Raw genomic sequence first — 20,000 nt, 5'->3', positions numbered from 1 at the left:
GTTGGCTTAGAAGCAGCCATCATTTAAAGAAAGCGTAACAGCTCACTGGTCTAAATAAGGGTCTTTGCGCCGAAAATGTAACGGGGCTAAAGCCATGCACCGAAGCTGAGGATTTGCAGTTTACTGCAAGTGGTAGCGGAGCGTTCCGTAAGCCTGTGAAGGAGGACCCGTGAGGGCCTCTGGAGGTATCGGAAGTGCGAATGTTGACATGAGTAACGACAAAGAGGGTGAGAGACCCTCTCGCCGAAAGACCAAGGGTTCCTGCTTAAAGTTAATCTGAGCAGGGTTAGCCGGCCCCTAAGACGAGGCAGACATGCGTAGTCGATGGGAACCACGTTAATATTCGTGGGCCTGGTGGTAGTGACGGATCTCGTGTGTTGTTCAACCTTACTGGATTGGTTGTGCAGCGAAGAGGTTCCAGGAAATAGCTCCATCATTATAGACCGTACCCGAAACCGACACAGGTGGTCAGGTAGAGTATACCAAGGCGCTTGAGAGAACTATGTTGAAGGAACTCGGCAAATTGCACGCGTAACTTCGGAAGAAGCGTGACCCCTTTTTGGGCAACCAGGAAGGGGTGGCACAGACCAGGGGGTAGCGACTGTTTATCAAAAACACAGGGCTCTGCGAAGTCGAAAGACGACGTATAGGGTCTGACGCCTGCCCGGTGCTGGAAGGTTAAGAGGAGAGGTGCAAGCTTTGAATCGAAGCCCCAGTAAACGGCGGCCGTAACTATAACGGTCCTAAGGTAGCGAAATTCCTTGTCGGGTAAGTTCCGACCTGCACGAATGGCGTAACGACTTCCCCGCTGTCTCCAACATAGACTCAGTGAAATTGAATTCCCCGTGAAGATGCGGGGTTCCTGCGGTCAGACGGAAAGACCCCGTGCACCTTTACTATAGCTTTACACTGGCATTCGTGTCGGCATGTGTAGGATAGGTGGTAGGCTTTGAAGCGGGGACGCCAGTCTTCGTGGAGCCATCCTTGAAATACCACCCTTATCGTCATGGATGTCTAACCGCGGTCCGTCATCCGGATCCGGGACAGTGTATGGTGGGTAGTTTGACTGGGGCGGTCGCCTCCGAAAGAGTAACGGAGGCGCGCGATGGTGGGCTCAGACCGGTCGGAAATCGGTCGTCGAGTGCAATGGCATAAGCCCGCCTGACTGCGAGACTGACAAGTCGAGCAGAGACGAAAGTCGGTCATAGTGATCCGGTGGTCCCGCGTGGAAGGGCCATCGCTCAACGGATAAAAGGTACGCCGGGGATAACAGGCTGATGACCCCCAAGAGTCCATATCGACGGGGTTGTTTGGCACCTCGATGTCGGCTCATCGCATCCTGGGGCTGGAGCAGGTCCCAAGGGTTTGGCTGTTCGCCAATTAAAGCGGTACGTGAGCTGGGTTCAGAACGTCGTGAGACAGTTCGGTCCCTATCTGCCGTGGGTGTAGGAATATTGACAGGATCTGTCCCTAGTACGAGAGGACCGGGATGGACATATCTCTGGTGGACCTGTTGTCCTGCCAAGGGCATAGCAGGGTAGCTATATATGGAAGGGATAACCGCTGAAGGCATCTAAGCGGGAAACCCACCTGAAAACGAGTATTCCCTATCAGGGCCGTGGAAGACGACCACGTTGATAGGAGGCGTGTGGACGTGCAGCAATGCATGAAGCTTAGCCTTACTAATAGCCCGATCGACTTGATCGTTCTCATTGATAATGCTCATCACGCGTCGCAAGACGCTAAGATGCAGCCAGACGTGTTCACATAAGACCATCGCCAGCTTGTCTGGCTCCCTTGCTCGACAGAGCGCCGGGCAGCCATACAGGCCAAAGGCCGTCGCCAAGCATTTGGCGGGCCGTCCGCAGGGCAGCAGCCGGCAGGCTGCGATCAGCCCGCCAGGACAAGATCAGGCGATGAACCAAAATCCAGCTTCTCAACACATGCCAACAGAAATGTTGGTTCATTGCCCTTAATCGACCTGGTGGTCATGGCGGGGCGGCCGCACCCGTTCCCATTCCGAACACGGCCGTGAAACGCCCCAGCGCCAATGGTACTTCGTCTCAAGACGCGGGAGAGTAGGTCGCTGCCAGGTCTATTAAAGGCAATGCCGCAAAACATAAGCGGACAAAACAATCTTCTCAAAAACGAAAAACTCCCTTCCGGGCAAACGCCCGAAACAGGTGACGCGGGGTGGAGCAGCCCGTTCGGCCTAAGATCGATCCACCGGATCGATCTCTTTACGGCCTCACCTCATCAGGCTACGCCTGACATCGCTCCCGGGCAGGAAAGTCCGTATTCTTGGTGACGCGGGGTGGAGCAGCCCGGTAGCTCGTCAGGCTCATAACCTGAAGGCCGCAGGTTCAAATCCTGCCCCCGCAACCAACAAGACTCGTAACCCAAGCCAATCAGCCGCCTTCTCCGCAAGCATCGCCTGACAACGGTTCAGAAACGGGAGAGGGCGGTATCGACGCACTGCTCGGCGGCGGCGCTGTCACCGATTGCAGACCGCGCCCGCGGCCTTGCCGCCGATGCCGCGGATCGAGGTCACCACTTCCTCTTGCGTGAGCTAGGTTCCATAGCAATCACTGACGTTCGAGAACCGGCGAACTGATACGCCGATACCGAAATTCCTTGCGATCCGCTGCCATGGCCTCATCGATCAGCGTGGCCATCCGGGCGTGGAGCGCAGATTTCGCACAGGCGGGATCGGTTTCCGCAGCACTGCCGGCAATTGCCATCGCCTGGCAGCGGCATCCGCCCCAGTCGATCTCCTTCCTCTCGCAACTGCGGCAGGGTTCGCTCATCCAGTCGGTCCCGCGAAAGGCGTTGAAGGCTTTCGATTGATGCCAGATTTCCGCGAGGCTCTTGTCTCCGAAGCGGTCGAAGACGAGATCCGGAATGGTGCCGGCGGCGTGGCAGGGAAGGACGCTGCCGTCGGGTGCTACCATGAAGGCGTCGCGGGCCCATCCGCCCATGCAAGGCTTCGGATACATGGCGAAGTAGTCAGGCGTGACGAAATCAATGGCAAGGACGCCGTAGAGGTCCTCCTGGGCCTTTCGCACTGTCTCAACCTGGCGCTCGACCGACGCGCGGTCCGGCATCAGCGCATTGCGGTTGAGGAGCGCCCATCCGGCATATTGCACATTGGCAATCTCCAGCCGCTCGGCATCAAGGGCCAAGGCGAGATCGATGAAGGCCGGCACTTCCTCGATATTGTGCCGATGGATCGGCGCGTTGATCGTCAGCGGCAGACCGGCGGCGCGCACCTGCCTTGCCGTTTCCATCTTCTTCTCGTGAGCGCCTCGATGATTGCCGATCTTTTCGGTCGTTTGAGCAAATGCGCCCTGGAAACTCACCTGGACATGGTCCAGTCCCGCCTGTGCCAGTGCTTCCATCCGTCCCTCGGCGATGCCGACGCCGGCCGTGATCAGGTTCGTGTAGACGCCGCGGCTCGCCAGGCGTTGGACCAGCACCTCCAGGTCCGGTCGAAGTGTCGGCTCACCTCCCGACAGGTGGATTTGCAGCACCCCGAGATCGGCCGCCTGGTCAAACAGCGCAAGCCAGGCGTCCGTTGCCATCTCCCGGTTCGCCTTCAGGAGTTCGACCGGGTTGGAACAATAAGCGCATTGCAGCGGGCATCGATGCGTCAGTTCTGCCAGCATTCCGATCGGCGGAAGTATCGCTTGGGTCATAGCGTCACCAAAGATCTGTCTGACCATTCCTGGAGAAAGCCTTCAACGTCCTCTCCAATTTCTTCGGGCGGGGCTTCGTAAACAGACGCCAGGTTGTCCAGGATCTGCGTGACCGAGTGCTTCCCATCGCACAGCCTCAGAATGTCTAGGCTGATCTCGTCGGGCCAAAACACCTTTTCCGGAGATAGGAGGGCCCAAGCCTGCCGGACCGGATCATATTGCAGGCGTACATGGCGCTTCAGCACCGGGATGGAGCTTGCAGTCACGATCCTGCGCTCCCGCCGCGGCATCATTGTGGCCGTTTCGGATCGAAGGCGCCGGGCGGCACATGGCCGTGATCCCCATAGGCCTGCTCAAGGGCATCCAGCATGGCCCAGAGTACGTCGCACTTGAAGACGAGGGCGTCGATCACCGCCTGCTGCTTTTCCGGCGTGTCTGCATTTGCCAGCACATAGGCCAGAGCGAAGTCGGAATCCCGCGAGGCCTGCGCCGGCCTTGGCTGGAAGTATTCAAGGATATCCTCCGTCACGTAAGCGTATTTCGCCAGCATGGCCGGAACGCGCTCGCCGATGATCACTGGGGAGAAGAGCTCGGTTAGTGACGAGGCCACCGCCTCGAGAAGCGTACGATCCGTGCAGAAGGACAGGTAAGCGCCGACGGCGAAGCGTGTGGCCGGCAGTGCTGACTTTTGGCTCTTCACGAGGTCGGCATTGAGGCCGAGGCCGGTCGCCAGCTTCAACCAGCGCGAGATGCCGCCGTTCCAGCCGTCCGTGCCATCGTGATCCTCGACGCGTTTTCGCCATTCAGCACGGAAAGCAGGATCTTCGGCTCGGGCGATGATCATGGCATCCTTTCGAGGAATGACCGATTGATAGCAATAGCGGTTGAGCGCCCAGGCCTGCAATTGTGCCTTCGACAGCGAGCCTGCCGTCATCTTGTGATGCAGCGGGTGGCGGTTATGGTAGCGGCTGACGCCTACCTCGCGCAGAACCTTCTCCAGCGCTTCGGGCGAAAGACCGCCTCTCGCTGCATCCGAAAACTCGGTCACAGCACCACCTCCATCCCGTCATGAGCAATTTCCCAGCCGCGTCCACGCACCGTCTCCGCTTCGGGGGAGCGCTCGTCGAGGATGGGGTTCGTGTTGTTGATGTGGACGTAGATGCGGCGGCTGATCTCCACATCGGCCAAGGCTGCGGCCGAGCCGTCCGGGTCGGAAATATGCATGTGACCCATGCGCTGCCCCGTCTTGGAGCCGACGCCGGATGTGAGCATCTCGTCATCGGTATAGACGGTGCCATCGAAGAGGAGACAGCGCGCTCCATGTAGACGTGTCTTCAGGTCGCTATCGACGGCGGCGCATCCTGGAACGTAGAAGGCCGCGACGTTCTCAGCATCCGTTGCAATCCGGACGCCGATCGTGTCGCCGGCCTGCGTCCCGAACCCGGTGTCGGCCTTGCTTTCGTCTTCCATGAACAGCGCCACTTTGCCCGGAACGGGGAAGGGCTCCACCGTAAGGCCCGTCGGTTTGTTTTGCCAGTCGAGGACCTGGGTGGTGACGTTTAGAGCAAGCTCGCGTCGTTGAACGACCCTCGGATCGAGGACGTTGAAAATGGAGTTTTGATCCAGCACATCGAGCACGCGCCGCGTCGCATAGATGACGAAGGCTTGTCGCTCCCGCAAGCTGAGAAGGCCGGCGATGTGGTCGACGTCGGCATTCGTCAGCACGACTGCTGCGATCGGCGTTGAGCGGAGCGCTGCATCCTCGGCGGGTTGCAGTTCCGGCGTGGCGGCGATCTGCTGGCGGATGTCGGGGGAGGCATTGAAGATTACCCAATCGACGCCATTATCACAGGCGGCCAGGCTGGATTGCGTTCTTGCCTTCACGCCTTCGGCGCCCATCCGGGCCGCCCGGCTCAGGCGGAAATTGCAGTTCCACTGGGGGAAACCGCCGCCAGCGGCGGATCCCAGGATCTTCAGCCGCATCAAATGCTTCTCCCCGCCAAGGCAGACGCCGTGGCTTTCCTGAGCATGCGAATACCGCCCCACCCGCTAGGACGGATGAGGCGGAAGGCTACTTATTTCTTGGCAGGTAGTTGGGCAGGAAAATACCGCGACATTTCCATACCCACAGCGACGGTGCACATCGCTGGCTTCTTCCATGTCTTCTTCATGTGTCCTCCTTCCAGGTGGCACCATTGTTTGGGCCACGGTCATCATACGCCGTTTGGCGCAGCATCCAAGCCCCGCGTGGCTCACGAAATCTTGGGAGCCCGCCTCTAGATTCAGGGGTTGATTAAATCCTGTCGCGGGATAATCTTCCTTTCGGCACCGAAAAAACGTTAGTTCCGAACCACTTCGGGACTGGTTTATCCGTGGAGGGATCCGGTGCCTGCTGTCTTCCTGCCGTTCATTGCTGTTTTTCTCGTCCTGTTTGGTGTCTTCCCGACTGCGGCGCAGCAATCGGCCGCGACGCAGGTGCAGGTCAAGCTGGGCTACCTTCGCGCCTATGAACCACAGCTCACGCTATCCGTACTCGATGTCGCGCCACGCGATGAAGGGATTGCCGGGGCCGACGTGGCAATCGCCGACAACAACACGACCGGCAAGTTCCTGGGGCAGACCTATACGCTCGACGTGACCGAGGTAAAACTCGATGCGGATGTGAAGGCGGCGACAGAGGAACTCATCTCGAAGGGGGTGAACTACCTCCTGGCGGACTTATCCGCCGAGCAGCTTCTGTCGATCACCAACCTCGCGCGGGATCGGGACGTGCTGATCTTCAATGTTGGTGCCACAGATGACCGGCTACGCGAGGAGGCTTGCCATTTGAACGTCTTCCATACGGCTCCCACGCGCAGCATGCTGGCGGACGGGCTGGCGCAATATCTTGTCTGGAAGCAATGGCGTCGCTGGGTGTTGATCCATGGCTCCCATGAGAGGGACAAGCTTTTTGCCGATGCGCTTCGTCGTGCAGCAGAGCGCTTCGGCGGTGAGATCCTGTTGGAGAAGGAGTTCATGGACACCGGGACCGCCCGCAGGACGGATTCAGGCGTTGTCCAGATCCAGCGCCAAATGCCGGTTTTCACGCAGGATTTCCCAGAGCACGATGTCGTTCTGGTAGCCGATGAGAGCGAGGTCTTCGGCACCTATGTCCCGTATCGGACCTGGACCCCGCGTCCCGTGGCCGGTACGGCCGGACTTATTCCCTCCGCCTGGCATCCCGCCAGCGAGCAATGGGGAGGCACGCAGATCCAGAACCGGTTCGCCAAGGCCAATGGCAGGCGGATGCTGTGGAAGGACATGGCCGCCTGGACGGCGGTGCGGGTCGTCGGCGAAGCTGTAACGCGTACTAACAGCGCGGAGGCCGCGAAAACTGCAGATTACCTGCGAAGCCCTGATTTTTCGATTGCAGCGTTCAAGGGGCAGAAGCTGACCTTCCGGACCTGGAACGGGCAGTTGCGCCAGCCGATCTTCCTTGGCGACGGGCGGTCGGTGGTATCGACCTCGCCGCAGGAGGGGTTTCTACATCAGGTGTCGGAGCTGGACACGCTCGGGGTCGATCAACCGGAAACGACATGCGTTCTGGACTGAAAACGTGTGAGGAGGGATCTGGAATGCTTGGAAGACTGAGTTGTTTGTCAGGCGCGCTTGTATTTGCGGTTGGCCTTGCCACGCCCGCGTCAGCCTACATGGTCTATGTCTCGAACGAGAAGGACAACACCGTAACTGTCGTGGACTCCACCACCATGGAGGTGGTCCACACAATCGATGTCGGCCAGCGGCCCCGCGGCATCACCATCTCGCATGACGGCAAGTTCATCTACCTGTGTGCCAGCGACGACGACACGATCGAGATCATCGATACGGCCACCAATCAGATCGTCGGCTCACTGCCTTCGGGGCCGGATCCGGAGCTCTTCGTGCTCTCGCCCGACGGCAAGACCCTCTATGTTGCTAACGAGGACGACAACCTGGTTACGGTCATCGATCTCGACAGCAAGAGCGTGGTGGCCGAGATTCCTGTCGGTGTGGAGCCGGAGGGGATGGGGATCAGCCCCGACGGGAAGACGATGGTCAACACGTCCGAAACAACCAACATGGCGCATTTCATCGACACGGCTTCGAACGAGATCACGCACAATGTCCTGGTCGATTCCCGTCCGCGGTTCGCAGAGTTCAAGCCCGACAATTCTGAAGTGTGGGTGAGTGCCGAAATTGGCGGCACCGTTTCCGTGATCGACAATGAAACTCGTGAGATCACGCAGAAGATCTCCTTCGAGATACCCGGTCTGCGATCGGAAGCGATCCAACCCGTCGGGGTCCGGATCACTGCGGACGGCACTAAGGCTTACATCGCGCTCGGTCCCGCCAATCGCGTCGCTGTCGTCAATACGGAGACCTATGAGGTCGAGAAGTATGTGCTGGTTGGCCAGCGTGTCTGGCAACTCGCCTTCACGCCGGACCAGAAGACGATCATCAGCACCAACGGCGTCTCCAACGATATCACCTTCATCGATGTCGCCACCGACGAGCCGGTCCAATCGGTGACGGTCGGGGCGCTTCCATGGGGCGTGGTTGTGTCGCCGCAATAGTTTCAGCGTTTTCAGGAGGAGGATTGAAATGAGCTATTATCGCAGACTGTCCCTCGCAGCCTTCATGGGCCTTGCCATCTCCGTGACGCCGGCATTCTCGCAGGATGCCGATGATGATGACGACGACGATGCGCCGGCACCGGCGGCCGCGGCGACGGAGAAGGTGACGAGGGCCAGCAAGGACGTCCCGGAACTGGTCCTGGGGTCGGCGGAAGACAGTTTCACCGTGAACCAGAAGGACTTCGAACTGATCGCCGGGCAGGGGTATCGCTGGAAGATTACCTCTGCTGCCGGACTGGAGTATAAATTCCACACGGACCTGTTCCGCAATGTCTGGATGAACCAGATCGTCATCAACGATCTCGAGGTCCACATGAACGGGGCACCTGCCTGGCTGGAATTCGACGCGGAAGGGACGATGCAGGTGCAGTTCACGACGATCCGTCCCGGAACCTACACCTGGTCGGTGCCGGATTTGGCCGACAAGGGAATGCAGGGCACGATCATCATCAAGTAGCGGAGAACGGAAGGCGGGATCATGCAGCATGTGAAGGCGGATAAAGCCATGGTCCCGCCCGCCGCTCTGGAAGTGTCCGGGGTAAGCCACGCCTATGGTCGCAAACCGGTGCTTTCAGATGTGTCCTTCACCATCCCGCAAGGCCACTTCACGGTCTTGCTCGGCCTCAATGGTGCGGGAAAGACAACGCTGTTTTCCCTGATCTGCCATCTCTACGATACCCGGCATGGCGCGATCCGCATCTTCGGGCATGACATCGTAAGGCAGCCCGGCCAGGCGCTTCGCCGCTTGGGAATCGTGTTCCAGGCGCGCACGCTGGACCTCGACCTCAGCATCCATCAGAATCTAGCCTATCACGCGTCCCTGCACGGGATCGGCCGGGCTGCGGCGAGGGAGCGGATAGGGACGCTTTTGCAGCAGGTCGGAATGAGCGATCGCCTGCACGACAAGGTCCGGGCGCTGTCGGGCGGCCAGATGCGTCGCGTCGAAATCGTCCGTGCCCTACTGCACCGGCCGCCGCTGCTCCTGCTGGACGAAGCCACCGTCGGTCTGGATATTCAGTCCCGCGCCGACATCCTGGCCACCATACGAAACCTGGTGGCGGAGGAGGGGATCAGTGTCCTGTGGGCGACGCATCTGATCGACGAAGTCGATGTCAGCGATCGCGTCGTCCTGCTCCACAAGGGCAGGGTGTTGGCGGATGGCCGTGTTTCGGATGTCGTTTCGAAGACCGGCGCCGAGAATATTGGTGAAGCCTTCGGAATACTCACTCGGTCCGAGGTGCAGGCGGAGGGGGTGCTGCGATGACGTCGCAAGTTCAGGCCGAGATGCTCGCCGCCGACGGCGGCCGCAGGTCCGGCTTTAGTCTGCGCCACTACCTCATCTGCTTTCGCGGCATCGTGTTCAGGGAGGCGTTGCGCTTCCTGAACCAGCGGGAGCGCTTCATCTCCTCGCTCGTGCGCCCGCTCTTGTGGCTGTTCATCTTCGCGGCTGGCTTCCGGCAGGTCCTGGGTGTCTCAATCATTCCACCCTACAAGACCTATGTCCTCTATGAAGTCTATATCACGCCCGGTCTGTGCGGGATGATCCTGCTGTTCAGCGGCATGCAGTCCTCGCTCTCCATGGTCTACGACCGGGAGATGGGTAATATGAGAACCCTGCTGGTCAGTCCTTTCCCGCGCTGGTTCCTGCTCGTGTCGAAGCTGCTGGCGGGTGTCACGGTTTCGATCCTGCAGGTCTATGTCTTCCTGGCGATTGCCTGGTTCTGGGGCGTGAAGCCACCGCTCATCGGTTACCTGTTCATCCTGCCGGCACTTTTCCTCGCGGGCGTGATGCTGTGCGCGCTCGGCATGCTGCTTTCATCGATGATCAAGCAGCTGGAGAATTTTGCCGGCATCATGAACTTCGTGATCTTCCCGATGTATTTTGCTTCTTCGGCGCTCTACCCTCTGTGGCGCATCCAGGAGGCTAGTCCGCTTCTTCACAAGATCTGCCTCGCCAACCCGTTCACTTACGCGGTCGAACTGGTGCGTTTCGCACTCTACGGGCAGATCGAATGGTATTCCCTATCGGTTGTGGTCGGGTGCATCCTGCTCTTCCTGGGCGGCGCGATCCTGGCCTATGACCCGTCGAAAGGCTTGCTCAGCCGCAGGCAGGATGGAGGAGTAAACACATGAGGTTCCCGGCGCACGTGATGACATACCTCGGGGCATTCCTGTTGCACGGCGCTCTCCTCGGGCCGGCCCTTGCGGCTCAGGGAGATGATCCCGATTGGCCCTGCATCCAGCGCAAGGTGCCAGAACTCTCACTTGCCCAAATCTGGACCGGACCGGAACTGCCGCCATCGGCAGGCGAATGGGCAGATGATGCCGACGTTTCGGATCTTGTCGCAGAGGTCGCGGCGAGGCGCGTGCCCCTGGCGCAAGCCGAACAGATGATCCGCGACTTTGCCTCCAGGCTGACGCCGGACGAGCGGCAGGTGCGGCTGACCAAGCTGGTGAAGGGGCTCTTCGACCATATGAACCGAGAGCGCTCGCAGGTCATCAGCGGCATCGGCCGGTATGCCCACAAACAGAGGGATCTGGCCGATGCACTGCGCAAGGAAGGTTCGGCGGTCGATGAGTTGCGGGCGAAGGCCGACGCCGATCCCAATGAGGTTGCTGTTCGGAACGACCGGCTCGTCTTCCAGACGAGGATCTTCCAGGAGCGGGTACAGTCTCTCACTTTCGTCTGCGAGGTGCCGACCTTGATCGAGCAGCGCTTGTATGCGCTCGCCAAGACGATCTCGCAGACGCTGGAGAGCCGTTAGGTTTACGGGAACTGCTTGAGGTAGGCGATCACGTTTGCGAGGTCCTCGTCCTTCTTCAGCCCGACGAACGCCATCTTGTTGCCCTTGATGTAAGCTTTCGGGTCGTGAAGATACTCCGCAAGTGTTTCGTCGTTCCAGACGAGACCCTTCTCTCCGGCCTCGGCCATGGCTTTGGAGTATTTGAACCCTTCATGAGTGCCAGCGGTGCGACCGACGACGCCCTTGAGAGAGGGACCAATCTTGTTTGTGTCGCCTTCGACGACGTGACATGCCTTGCATTTGGCGAACACTTTCTCGCCGGCTGCAGCGTCTTGGGCAAGACACTGACCGGCCATCGCGATCACGAGGCCAGCCGCCCCAACCATTACCGTAAGCTGCATTCCACATCCTCCCGGAGGTCCAGTTTGTCGTGTAGCGATGCGCTCCGATCGGATGCGCTCTACACGCGGAGAAAGGTAGACCTTCGTTTGAGCGAGTCAACATAGTCGCGTGGTCCACGCGGTGCACTCAGTTGACGCATGTCTGCGCAGGGCATATTCTACCGGAAGCTTTTCATCGGGCACCTTGAGGAGCTTCTGTCGGGTGCGTGCGCTCGGCCTTCTGTATTGCGCGTCACGCAAGAAAGGTGCTTCCTTGAACCTCGTCGATCTTGTCCTGACAGTGTGTCTGTTCGCCAGCCCTACCAGTTGCCGCGACGAGCATCTCTATTTCGAAAGCGAAGGCTCTCTCATGCAATGCATGGTCTCGGCGCCGAGCCGCATCGCGCGATGGTCGGAAGGACGACCGGCGTTGAAGATCGTACGCTGGAAATGCGTATTTCCCGATGGGAGCCGTGATATCTGACGGGCAAACCTACTTCAGGGGGAGTGGCATGGGAATTTCGAGACGCGAATTCGGGAGCTTGGGGCTTGGTTTGCTGGCGACCAGCATAGGCCTTCCGGCGTTCGGAGCACCCGATCTGCCGAAGATCAAGGTCGGGGTCCTCAAGTTCGGCACCGTCAGCTGGGAACTCGATACGATCAAGCATCATGGCCTGGACCAGAAGAACGGCGTGGATGTCGAAGTTCTCGACTTCGCCGGGGAGGACGCAACCAACGTCGCCATGCTGGCCGGCGATCTCGATGTCATCGTGTCCGACTGGCTCTGGGTATCGCGACAGCGGTCGGAAGGGGAGGCGCTGACACTGGCGCCCTACTCCACGGCGGTTGGGGCGCTCATGGTCAAGAATGACTCTAGCGCGCGTCAACTTCCTGACCTTGCGGGCAAGAAGATCGGCGTCGCAGGCGGACCGCTGGACAAGAGCTGGTTGCTGATCCAGGGCCTTGCCCAGCGGGATCACCAGTTCGACCTCGCCAAGGAAGCAGAGATCGTGTACGGCGCCCCGCCACTCCTCGCCGAGAAGGCGCTCTCGGGCGAACTGGATGCGGTACTGAATTTCTGGCATTTCTGTGCTCGCCTCGAAGCGGAGGGCTTCCGACGGCTGGTCGGCGCCGACGATGCGGCCCGGGGTCTCGGAGCCTCCGGCCCAGTATCGGCTCTCGGATATGTGTTCCGCGAGGAATGGGCCGACCAGAACCAGGATGTGGCGCTGAACTTCATTCGAGCAAGTTCAGAGGCAAAGGCGCTGCTGGCCAGCTCCGATCCGGAATGGCAGCGGCTTGCGCCGTTGGTCAGGGCAGAAGGGCGAGCGCTTGAGGTGCTGCGAGATCGGTACCGCGAAGGTATCCCGCAGCGCCCTGTTGCCGAAGAGGAACGGGATGCCGCCACGCTCTACGAAGTCCTCGCCACCCTCGGCGGTGAAAAGCTCGTCGGAAAGGCCCGGCAGATGGCTCCCGGCACCTATTGGGCTGCATTGAAGGCATGAACGTTGACGAGGATGCGAGGGCTGGCTTGGTGTCCGGGCTCCCCGAGCGTGGCGGACGTAGGGGAGCCGCTCTGCTGCCGCTGGCGAGCACCGCGGTATCCCTGATCGGCCTACTGCTGGTGTGGAGCCTGGTCGCGGGGCTCTGGCCGAGCCGGGCGCTGCCGCCACCAATGGCGGTATGGAGTGTCATTGTCGCCGAATTGGTGAGCGGCGATCTCGTCTACCATCTAATGATGACCTTGTGGCGCGTTGCTGCCGCCTATCTCATTGCCATGGTAGTCGGGACGGTGATCGGCGTCCTGCTCGGCCGGCGGCGACGGCTCGACTCATTCTTTGATCCCTGGCTCGTTCTCTTCCTGAACATACCGGCCCTGGTGATCATCGTGCTTGCCTATATCTGGTTCGGGTTGACGGAAGCAGCCGCGATCGGCGCCGTCGCGGTCAACAAGATCCCGAATGTCGTCGTCACGATGCGAGAGGGCGCGCGCGCCCTTGACGATCGTTACATGGAGATGGCGCAGGTCTACCGTCTGATTCGATTGGACCGGATCCGGCACATCCTGGTGCCGCAACTCCAGCCTTATTTTGCCGCGGCATCACGTTCAGGCATCGCGCTGATCTGGAAGATCGTTCTCGTCGTGGAACTGCTTGGCCGCTCGAATGGCGTCGGCTTCCAGATCTACCTCTATTTCCAGATCTTCGAGGTCGCCGGCATCCTTGCCTATACCCTGGCCTTCGTCGCCATCATGTTGATGATCGAACTCGTTGTGGTGCAGCCCGTTGAACAGCATGCAAGCCGCTGGCGTCGCCGCGCCGCTTAAGGTCGAGATCCGCGAAAAGAGGTTCCGCTCGACGGAGGGCGTAGGCGTTGTCGCTCTGCGAGACCTCTCCTTCGAAGTCGGAGCGGGCGAGTTTGCATGCCTCCTCGGTCCGTCAGGATGCGGCAAGACCACGACATTGCGCATCCTGCTCGGTCTTGATCGAGCCTATTCAGGCAGCATCCGGATGCCGGCCGGAGACAGGCACCGCATCGCAGCTGTCTTTCAGGAGCCGGTGCTCCTTCCATGGCGGACGGTGGAGCAGAACATCCGGTTGACGCTGCCTCCGTCCCTGAAGCAGGTCGTGCTCGATGAACTGCTCGAGATCCTCGGCCTCTCCGGGCTGGAGACCCTTTATCCCTCGGAACTGTCGCTTGGACTTGCCAGACGCGTTGCTCTTGCCCGCGCCTTTGCGACTGAGCCTTCCATCCTCTTCCTGGACGAGCCGTTCGTATCGCTTGACGAGGCAACCGCCGAAAGACTGCGAGGTCTTCTCGTAACGGTCTGGTCGACGCGACCGACCACCGCGTTGATGGTGACGCACAACTTGCGTGAAGCCCTCTTCCTTGCCGACAGGATCATCGTGCTATCGCCCCGGCCAGCAAAAGTCATTGGCATTTTCCACGTCGATGTGCCCCGAGAGGAGAGGGATACGGACCAATTGGATCGACTGGTTTTCGCCTTCAAGCATCAGATCGCCGGCGTGGAAGGCTCCGCCTGATCATTCAGATAACGCGTAAGGGAAGGTGCGTCCGTATCAGAAGCAGCGGACGTCCGCCTCTGCCTGCGCTCGCCGCAAATCTGCCGTCGCGGACCGTGCAGGCGCACTTTGGCGAAACAGGACGCCTCGTTCGCCCGTGAGCAGTCCGAGGCTTCGAAAGGTCTCCGCCTCCTCATAGCGGGCATAGGGTATGATGGAGGAAATGACATCTATGGAGCAGGAACAGCTTTCCAGAGCCTGCCGCGAATTGCCGTTGGCCTTCATGCATCCATAGACGTAGTCGGCGACCGCTATCGTCGGGTAATCCTGCGCGGCAGAGGCTCCGGCCGCATACATGATCACTGCAATGAGCACGGCCGGCCGGCGTTTCTGGGCGAGCGTCATAGGCGGTCTCCGAGGGGCTCGGGAAGCGATGCATAATGTTCATGCTTCAAATACTGAAGTATTATCATAGCAATTGATGGTGCTCGATTAAACAAAAATCCCAATTCTGAGCAGTGTGCGCCGATATTGCGTCGCAACAATTCTTTTGCAGCGCACCATTGCCATGTATTTATTCTTGCCTATACGGCTCTTGTATCCTATCGTCATCTTTGTCATCCGGCTTCAAGGCTTTGTCTTATGGGAGGGACAAGGCTTCGCAGGTGAAAATCGGTACGGCAGCAACGGTGCCCGCTGCTCAAGCCGACAGACATCGTGACACGCTGGCGGAAGACGATCCCAGACAGCATGAACGTCCATGACCGGCAAACCAGGTCTGTGGGACCAGTTGTGCCGCGATGACGTGCCTCGGGTGAATAACTGCATCGGGAGGACTACGCATGCGCCTGACCAAAACCTCTGCCTGTCTGTCTCTGACTGCTGCTGGATTTCTGGCAGCTGCCCTTGCCAGCACGGCACTTGCCAATGACGAACTGACTGCCCTCGCGGCAGATTCGAAGAACTGGGCAATGCCCACCGGCGACTACGCCAATCACCGGTATTCGAAGCTCAACCAGATTACCAAGGACAACGTGAAGGATCTGCAGGTCAAGTGGACCTTTTCGACCGGCGTCCTGCGCGGGCACGAGGGTGGCCCGCTGGTCATCGGCGATGTGATGTACGTCCACACGCCGTTTCCGAACATCGTCTATGCGCTCGACCTGAAAAATGACGGGAAGATTCTATGGAAATACGAGCCGCGGCAGGATCCGAATGTCATCGGGATCATGTGCTGCGATACGGTGAACCGCGGTGTGGCCTACGGCGACGGCAAGATCATTCTGAACCAGGCGGACACCACGGTAGTTGCTCTCGATGCCAAGACGGGCGAAGTCGTGTGGTCCGTGAAGAACGGTGATGAGATCGATGGCAGCAAGGGTGAATCCGGCACGGCGGCACCCATGGTCGTCAAGGACAAGGTCATCATCGGGGTTTCGGGGGCTGAATTCGGCGTACGGGGCTGGACGGCCGCCTATAACCTGAAGGATGGCTCGCTGGCCTGGAAGGCCTACTCGATGGGGCCTGATTCAGAGACGCTGATTGATCCGGAAAAGACCACCCATCTTGGCAAACCCGTCGGACCGGATTCAGGGACGAATACCTGGGAGGGGGAACAGTGGAAGACAGGCGGCGGGACGACATGGGGATGGTTCGCCTATGACCCCAAGAGCAACCTGGTGTTCTACGGTACCGGAAACCCGTCGACATGGAACCCGGTGCAGCGCCCCGGCGACAACCGCTGGTCTATGACCTTGATGGCTCGTGATGCCGATACTGGTGTTGCGAAGTGGCTCTACCAGATGACGCCGCATGACGAGTGGGACTATGACGGCGTCAACGAGAACATCCTCGTGGATGCGATGGAGATCAACGGCCAGCCACGCGACGTGCTCGTGCACTTCGACCGGAACGGCTTTGCCTATACTCTCGATCGCAACACCGGCGAACTCCTGGTTGCAAAGAAGTACGATCCGAAGGTGAACTGGGCGACGGAAGTCGTGATGGATCCGAACAGCGACCAGTACGGTCGACCACAGGTCGTGGCTCAGTATTCCACCGACCAGAACGGCGAGGATACAAACACGACCGGGGTGTGCCCGGCAGCCCTCGGGACCAAGGACCAGCAGCCTGCGTCCTATTCACCGAAGACGGGTCTCTTCTACGTGCCGACGAACCACGTCTGCATGGACTATGAGCCTTACAGGGTGAGCTATACGGCGGGTCAGCCTTATGTCGGCGCTACGGTGTCGATGTACCCGGCTCCGGACAGCCATGGCGGCATGGGCAACTTCATTGCCTGGGATGCCGCCAAGGGCGAGATCGTCTGGTCGAAGCCCGAGCAGTTCTCGGTCTGGTCGGGTGCGCTCGCAACGGACGGCGACGTCGTCTTCTACGGCACGCTGGAAGGTTACATCAAGGCGGTCGATCTCGACGGAAACGAACTCTACAAGTTCAAGACTCCGTCCGGGATCATCGGCAATATCAACACATATGAGCATGAGGGTAAGCAGTATATCGCCGTTCTGTCCGGCGTCGGCGGCTGGGCCGGCATCGGATTGGCAGGCGGTCTGCTTTCTCCGGAAAACGCTGCGGCGTGGCATGGTGCCGTTGGCCAGGGCCGTGACGCAGGCGAAGAAGCTCAGGTGGTCGGAACGGCCGGCTTGGGTGCCGTGGGCGGCTATGCGGCATTGGCCGACTATACCACCCTCGGCGGACAATTGACCGTCTTCGGTCTTCCTGACTGACAGGCTCAATCAGCAATCAGGCCGCCTCGCGTGGGGCGGCCTGATTGCAGCCCAGTCGGCAGTCGCGTTTCTGATTGCCAAATGTGGATCCAGAGGATCACCGCCTTCTTGTGAGCATGAGGTTGCTTGATGAATTCCCGCCTTCTTGCCTTAGCCGTTGCCGTGACGCTCCCTGTTCTCAATCCAAGTCATGTCCTATCAGCCGATACGAAGGAGAAAGCCGCCGCGGCCAGCGAGGAAGACGGCAAGTTTTTCGACGCGGAAGGCACTCCGACCTTCAAGATCGAGAACGGAACCGTCGACTGGTATACGTTCAGCGGTTACCGGCGTTACCATTCGGACTGTCATGTCTGTCATGGCCCTGACGGGGTCGGTTCCAGCTACGCGCCTGCTCTGGCGGAGAGCATGAAGAACATGGACTATCCGACCTTCCTCTCGATTGTCGCCGAGGGACGGCAGAACGTCGGAGGCGGCAAGGAAAACGTCATGCCGGCATTTGGCGACAACAAGAACGTCTACTGCTATCTCGACGACATCTACATCTATCTGCGGGCACGTGCCGTGGACGCGGCACCGCGGGGACGTCCACCAAACAAGGCGGACAAGCCTCAGGGGGCGAAGGATTATGAAGCGTCTTGCATGGGTGGGTGAGATGGCCAGCACGTCCTCCCCCAGCCTCCTGAAGCCCGTCCTGCTTGCCTGTGCCCTGCTTTTACCATTGCAGGCGCAGGCCCAGACCGCGGGGCTGGGTGCCGCCGGGGAACTGGTCGACCCGGACGTCCTGCGTGTCTGTGCCGACCCGTCCAACATGCCCTTCACCGATCAGAGCGGCGAAGGCTTCGAGGACAAGCTTGCGAAAATGGTCGCGACCGCGACGGGGCGAAGCTCGGTGGCCTATACCTGGTTTCCATCGATCACGGGCTTCGTGCGCAATACTCTGGGGGCCAATCGCTGCGACATCATCATGGGGTATGCGCAGGGGGATGAACTGGTCCAGAACACCAATGCCTATTACCGCTCCTCCTATGTGCTGGTCTACAGGAAGGACGGCGACCTTGCTGGGGTCGACACGCTGACAGACACTCGTCTCGCCGACAAGCGCATCGGAGTTGTCGAGGGGACCCCTCCCTCGGCTAACATGGCCGCTGCCAAGCTGATGCGCAAAGCCAAGGTCTACCCGCTGATGGTCGACACGCGGATCGCGCCATCCATGGCCGAAGTGATGATCGGCGACATGCTCAAGGGTGTGATCGACGCCGCGGTGATCTGGGGGCCGATGGCCGGCTACTATGTCGAGAAATCCGGAGCCGATCTGGCCGTGATCCCTCTGATCAAGGAGAGGGGCGGCCAGCGGATGACCTACCGGATCACCATGGGTGTGCGGCCATCGGATCAGGAGTGGAAGCGAACGCTGAATGCATTCATCCGCGAGCACCAGGCGGACATCAACAAGCTGTTGTGGGAATACGGCGTGCCGCTGCTCGATGAGAAGGATCATTCCATAACGCAATAACAGGATGGCCACTGCGGAGCTAGTCCGACGTTGCTGCATGGCGAGGCTTGAGGGTAGGTCGAATGAACCGGCAGCGAGCCTGCCGGTTCGAAACATCAGGAGGGGATGAGATATGGACGTTCGCGCCGCCGTTGCCGTTCAAGCCGGCAAGCCGTTGGAGATCATGACGGTTCAGCTCGAGGGGCCTCGGGCGGGCGAGGTGCTGGTGGAGGTGAAGGCGACCGGCATCTGCCATACCGACGACTTCACGCTGTCGGGCGCCGACCCCGAGGGTCTGTTCCCGGCGATCCTCGGTCATGAAGGTGCAGGCATCGTGGTCGATGTCGGCCCGGGCGTCACCTCGGTCAAGAAGGGCGACCACGTCATTCCGCTCTACACCCCCGAATGCCGCGAATGCCCCTCCTGCCTCTCGCGCAAGACGAACCTGTGCACCGCCATCCGCTCCACCCAGGGCCAGGGCGTCATGCCGGACGGCACATCGCGCTTTTCCATCAACGGCGAGAAGCTGCACCACTACATGGGCTGCTCGACCTTCGCCAACTATACGGTCCTGCCGGAGATCGCCGTCGCCAAGGTCAATCCCGACGCTCCCTTCGACAAGATCTGCTATATCGGCTGCGGCGTGACGACCGGCATCGGCGCCGTCATCAACACCGCCAAGGTGGAGATCGGTTCGACCGCGATCGTCTTCGGGCTTGGTGGCATAGGCCTGAACGTCATCCAGGGCCTGCGCCTTGCCGGCGCCGACATGATCATCGGCGTCGACCTCAACAACGACAAGAAGGAGTGGGGCGAGCGCTTCGGCATGACCCATTTCGTCAACCCGAAGGAGGTGGGCGAGGACATCGTCCCTTACCTCGTCAACATGACGAAGCGCGGCGCCGACCAGATCGGCGGTGCCGACTACACCTTTGACTGCACCGGCAATACGAAGGTCATGCGCCAGGCGCTGGAGGCCTCGCATCGCGGCTGGGGCAAGTCGGTCATCATCGGGGTGGCCGGTGCCGGCCAGGAGATCTCCACCCGACCCTTCCAGCTCGTCACCGGCCGTACCTGGATGGGCACGGCCTTCGGTGGCGCGCGCGGGCGCACCGACGTGCCGAAGATCGTCGACTGGTACATGGAGGGCAAGATCGAGATCGACCCGATGATCACCCACACCATGGGACTGGAGGACATCAACAAGGGCTTCGAGCTCATGCATGGCGGACAGAGCATCAGGAGCGTCGTCGTCTATTGATGGAGG

19 protein-coding genes, 1 tRNA gene and 2 rRNA genes (1 of these 22 running past the window's edge) are annotated in these 20,000 nt (G+C 60.0%); 16 read left to right on the top strand and 6 right to left on the bottom strand.

Features of this window, described 5'->3' with window-relative positions:
* The 3 genes from ACEPP2_RS20525 to ACEPP2_RS20515 form a co-directional block, all read left to right on the top strand.
* Positions 1-1,707 (top strand): 23S ribosomal RNA (locus tag ACEPP2_RS20525); it begins 1,175 nt to the left of the window's first position.
* Between the two features lie 273 nt (positions 1,708-1,980).
* Positions 1,981-2,095, top strand: a 5S ribosomal RNA gene (gene rrf, locus ACEPP2_RS20520).
* A gap of 213 nt (positions 2,096-2,308) precedes the next feature.
* Positions 2,309-2,385 (top strand) — tRNA-Met (locus ACEPP2_RS20515).
* Between the two features lie 200 nt (positions 2,386-2,585).
* Here the strand turns inward: ACEPP2_RS20515 and pqqE are convergent.
* From pqqE to pqqB, 4 genes are read right to left on the bottom strand one after another with little or no spacing between them, the layout of a single operon-like run.
* Positions 2,586-3,695, bottom strand: a complete 1,110-nt coding sequence (pqqE, locus tag ACEPP2_RS20510; RefSeq protein ID WP_395517802.1) for a pyrroloquinoline quinone biosynthesis protein PqqE — start codon at positions 3,693-3,695, stop codon at positions 2,586-2,588.
* Positions 3,692-3,961 (bottom strand): pyrroloquinoline quinone biosynthesis peptide chaperone PqqD, encoded by a 270-nt coding sequence (gene pqqD, locus ACEPP2_RS20505; protein WP_395517801.1) that lies wholly within the window; start codon positions 3,959-3,961, stop codon positions 3,692-3,694. The genes pqqE and pqqD overlap by 4 nt, the downstream gene beginning before the upstream one ends.
* Positions 3,962-3,984: 23 nt before the next feature.
* Positions 3,985-4,743 carry a pyrroloquinoline-quinone synthase PqqC gene (gene pqqC / locus ACEPP2_RS20500; protein ID WP_395517800.1) on the bottom strand — a complete coding sequence of 253 codons (759 nt, stop codon included), beginning with the start codon at positions 4,741-4,743 and terminating at the stop codon, positions 3,985-3,987.
* Complete coding sequence (gene pqqB / locus ACEPP2_RS20495; RefSeq protein ID WP_395517799.1) at positions 4,740-5,678, bottom strand: pyrroloquinoline quinone biosynthesis protein PqqB; 939 nt, start codon at positions 5,676-5,678, stop codon at positions 4,740-4,742. The genes pqqC and pqqB overlap by 4 nt, the downstream gene beginning before the upstream one ends.
* A 402-nt stretch (positions 5,679-6,080) precedes the next feature.
* Between pqqB and ACEPP2_RS20490 the strand changes: the two genes are divergently transcribed.
* From ACEPP2_RS20490 to ACEPP2_RS20465, 6 genes are read left to right on the top strand one after another with little or no spacing between them, the layout of a single operon-like run.
* Positions 6,081-7,286: an ABC transporter substrate-binding protein gene (locus tag ACEPP2_RS20490; protein WP_395517798.1), complete on the top strand. Its 1,206-nt coding sequence runs from the start codon at positions 6,081-6,083 to the stop codon at positions 7,284-7,286.
* 23 nt (positions 7,287-7,309) lie between these two features.
* Positions 7,310-8,287: a YVTN family beta-propeller repeat protein gene (locus tag ACEPP2_RS20485; protein WP_395517797.1), complete on the top strand. Its 978-nt coding sequence runs from the start codon at positions 7,310-7,312 to the stop codon at positions 8,285-8,287.
* Between the two features lie 28 nt (positions 8,288-8,315).
* The gene (locus ACEPP2_RS20480) at positions 8,316-8,804 is read left to right on the top strand and encodes a cupredoxin domain-containing protein (RefSeq protein WP_395517796.1); all 489 of its coding nucleotides are present in this window, start codon (positions 8,316-8,318) and stop codon (positions 8,802-8,804) included.
* 48 nt (positions 8,805-8,852) lie between these two features.
* Complete coding sequence (locus ACEPP2_RS20475; protein ID WP_395517795.1) at positions 8,853-9,611, top strand: ABC transporter ATP-binding protein; 759 nt, start codon at positions 8,853-8,855, stop codon at positions 9,609-9,611.
* Positions 9,608-10,480, top strand: coding sequence for an ABC transporter permease (locus ACEPP2_RS20470; protein ID WP_395517794.1), 873 nt, complete (start codon positions 9,608-9,610; stop codon positions 10,478-10,480). Before ACEPP2_RS20475 ends, ACEPP2_RS20470 begins: the two co-directional genes overlap by 4 nt.
* The gene (locus ACEPP2_RS20465) at positions 10,477-11,112 is read left to right on the top strand and encodes a hypothetical protein (RefSeq protein ID WP_395517793.1); all 636 of its coding nucleotides are present in this window, start codon (positions 10,477-10,479) and stop codon (positions 11,110-11,112) included. Before ACEPP2_RS20470 ends, ACEPP2_RS20465 begins: the two co-directional genes overlap by 4 nt.
* Before the next feature lie 2 nt (positions 11,113-11,114).
* On the opposite strand, the gene ACEPP2_RS20460 is transcribed toward ACEPP2_RS20465, so the two are convergent.
* Positions 11,115-11,477, bottom strand: a complete 363-nt coding sequence (locus ACEPP2_RS20460) for a c-type cytochrome (RefSeq protein WP_162197812.1) — start codon at positions 11,475-11,477, stop codon at positions 11,115-11,117.
* 506 nt (positions 11,478-11,983) lie between these two features.
* Between ACEPP2_RS20460 and ACEPP2_RS20455 the strand changes: the two genes are divergently transcribed.
* From ACEPP2_RS20455 to ACEPP2_RS20445, 3 genes are read left to right on the top strand one after another with little or no spacing between them, the layout of a single operon-like run.
* The gene (locus ACEPP2_RS20455) at positions 11,984-12,976 is read left to right on the top strand and encodes an ABC transporter substrate-binding protein (RefSeq protein ID WP_395517792.1); all 993 of its coding nucleotides are present in this window, start codon (positions 11,984-11,986) and stop codon (positions 12,974-12,976) included.
* Complete coding sequence (locus tag ACEPP2_RS20450) at positions 12,973-13,797, top strand: ABC transporter permease (RefSeq protein WP_395517791.1); 825 nt, start codon at positions 12,973-12,975, stop codon at positions 13,795-13,797. Before ACEPP2_RS20455 ends, ACEPP2_RS20450 begins: the two co-directional genes overlap by 4 nt.
* Entirely contained in the window at positions 13,766-14,515 is a 750-nt protein-coding gene (locus ACEPP2_RS20445; RefSeq protein WP_395517803.1) for an ABC transporter ATP-binding protein, read from the top strand. The genes ACEPP2_RS20450 and ACEPP2_RS20445 overlap by 32 nt, the downstream gene beginning before the upstream one ends.
* A gap of 36 nt (positions 14,516-14,551) precedes the next feature.
* Here ACEPP2_RS20445 and ACEPP2_RS20440 read toward each other — a convergent pair whose 3' ends face one another.
* Entirely contained in the window at positions 14,552-14,899 is a 348-nt protein-coding gene (locus ACEPP2_RS20440) for a hypothetical protein (RefSeq protein ID WP_281976334.1), read from the bottom strand.
* Positions 14,900-15,336: 437 nt separating this feature from the next.
* On the opposite strand from ACEPP2_RS20440, the gene ACEPP2_RS20435 reads away from it, so the two are divergent.
* The 4 genes from ACEPP2_RS20435 to ACEPP2_RS20420 all read left to right on the top strand — a co-directional run bounded on the left by ACEPP2_RS20435 (position 15,337) and on the right by ACEPP2_RS20420 (position 19,994).
* Positions 15,337-17,241: a methanol/ethanol family PQQ-dependent dehydrogenase gene (locus tag ACEPP2_RS20435; protein ID WP_281976335.1), complete on the top strand. Its 1,905-nt coding sequence runs from the start codon at positions 15,337-15,339 to the stop codon at positions 17,239-17,241.
* 129 nt (positions 17,242-17,370) lie between these two features.
* Positions 17,371-17,892 carry a c-type cytochrome, methanol metabolism-related gene (locus ACEPP2_RS20430; protein ID WP_395517790.1) on the top strand — a complete coding sequence of 174 codons (522 nt, stop codon included), beginning with the start codon at positions 17,371-17,373 and terminating at the stop codon, positions 17,890-17,892.
* Between the two features lies 1 nt (position 17,893).
* The gene (locus tag ACEPP2_RS20425; protein WP_395517789.1) at positions 17,894-18,754 is read left to right on the top strand and encodes a substrate-binding domain-containing protein; all 861 of its coding nucleotides are present in this window, start codon (positions 17,894-17,896) and stop codon (positions 18,752-18,754) included.
* Positions 18,755-18,866: 112 nt separating this feature from the next.
* Positions 18,867-19,994 carry an S-(hydroxymethyl)glutathione dehydrogenase/class III alcohol dehydrogenase gene (locus ACEPP2_RS20420; RefSeq protein WP_395517788.1) on the top strand — a complete coding sequence of 376 codons (1,128 nt, stop codon included), beginning with the start codon at positions 18,867-18,869 and terminating at the stop codon, positions 19,992-19,994.
* Positions 19,995-20,000 lie beyond the last annotated feature (6 nt).

The sequence above is a fragment of the Pseudorhizobium flavum genome (assembly GCF_044142885.1).
In the GTDB taxonomy this organism is placed as follows: domain Bacteria; phylum Pseudomonadota; class Alphaproteobacteria; order Rhizobiales; family Rhizobiaceae; genus Neorhizobium; species Neorhizobium flavum.
The sequence above is the reverse complement of the archived record's forward strand: the minus strand, read 5'-3'. Positions and strand labels throughout refer to the sequence as shown.

Bases quoted from the DNA above. Each gene is read 5' to 3' on its own strand.
- pqqE (WP_395517802.1), bottom strand. From the start codon at position 3,695: ATGACCCAAGCGATACTTCCGCCGATCGGAATGCTGGCAGAACTGACG.
- pqqB (WP_395517799.1), bottom strand. From the start codon at position 5,678: ATGCGGCTGAAGATCCTGGGATCCGCCGCTGGCGGCGGTTTCCCCCAG.
- ACEPP2_RS20485 (WP_395517797.1), top strand. From the start codon at position 7,310: ATGCTTGGAAGACTGAGTTGTTTGTCAGGCGCGCTTGTATTTGCGGTT.
- ACEPP2_RS20480 (WP_395517796.1), top strand. From the start codon at position 8,316: ATGAGCTATTATCGCAGACTGTCCCTCGCAGCCTTCATGGGCCTTGCC.
- ACEPP2_RS20475 (WP_395517795.1), top strand. From the start codon at position 8,853: ATGGTCCCGCCCGCCGCTCTGGAAGTGTCCGGGGTAAGCCACGCCTAT.
- ACEPP2_RS20470 (WP_395517794.1), top strand. From the start codon at position 9,608: ATGACGTCGCAAGTTCAGGCCGAGATGCTCGCCGCCGACGGCGGCCGC.
- ACEPP2_RS20465 (WP_395517793.1), top strand. From the start codon at position 10,477: ATGAGGTTCCCGGCGCACGTGATGACATACCTCGGGGCATTCCTGTTG.
- ACEPP2_RS20460 (WP_162197812.1), bottom strand. From the start codon at position 11,477: ATGGTTGGGGCGGCTGGCCTCGTGATCGCGATGGCCGGTCAGTGTCTT.
- ACEPP2_RS20455 (WP_395517792.1), top strand. From the start codon at position 11,984: ATGGGAATTTCGAGACGCGAATTCGGGAGCTTGGGGCTTGGTTTGCTG.
- ACEPP2_RS20450 (WP_395517791.1), top strand. From the start codon at position 12,973: ATGAACGTTGACGAGGATGCGAGGGCTGGCTTGGTGTCCGGGCTCCCC.
- ACEPP2_RS20445 (WP_395517803.1), top strand. From the start codon at position 13,766: ATGCAAGCCGCTGGCGTCGCCGCGCCGCTTAAGGTCGAGATCCGCGAA.
- ACEPP2_RS20440 (WP_281976334.1), bottom strand. From the start codon at position 14,899: ATGACGCTCGCCCAGAAACGCCGGCCGGCCGTGCTCATTGCAGTGATC.
- ACEPP2_RS20435 (WP_281976335.1), top strand. From the start codon at position 15,337: ATGCGCCTGACCAAAACCTCTGCCTGTCTGTCTCTGACTGCTGCTGGA.
- ACEPP2_RS20430 (WP_395517790.1), top strand. From the start codon at position 17,371: ATGAATTCCCGCCTTCTTGCCTTAGCCGTTGCCGTGACGCTCCCTGTT.
- ACEPP2_RS20425 (WP_395517789.1), top strand. From the start codon at position 17,894: ATGGCCAGCACGTCCTCCCCCAGCCTCCTGAAGCCCGTCCTGCTTGCC.
- ACEPP2_RS20420 (WP_395517788.1), top strand. From the start codon at position 18,867: ATGGACGTTCGCGCCGCCGTTGCCGTTCAAGCCGGCAAGCCGTTGGAG.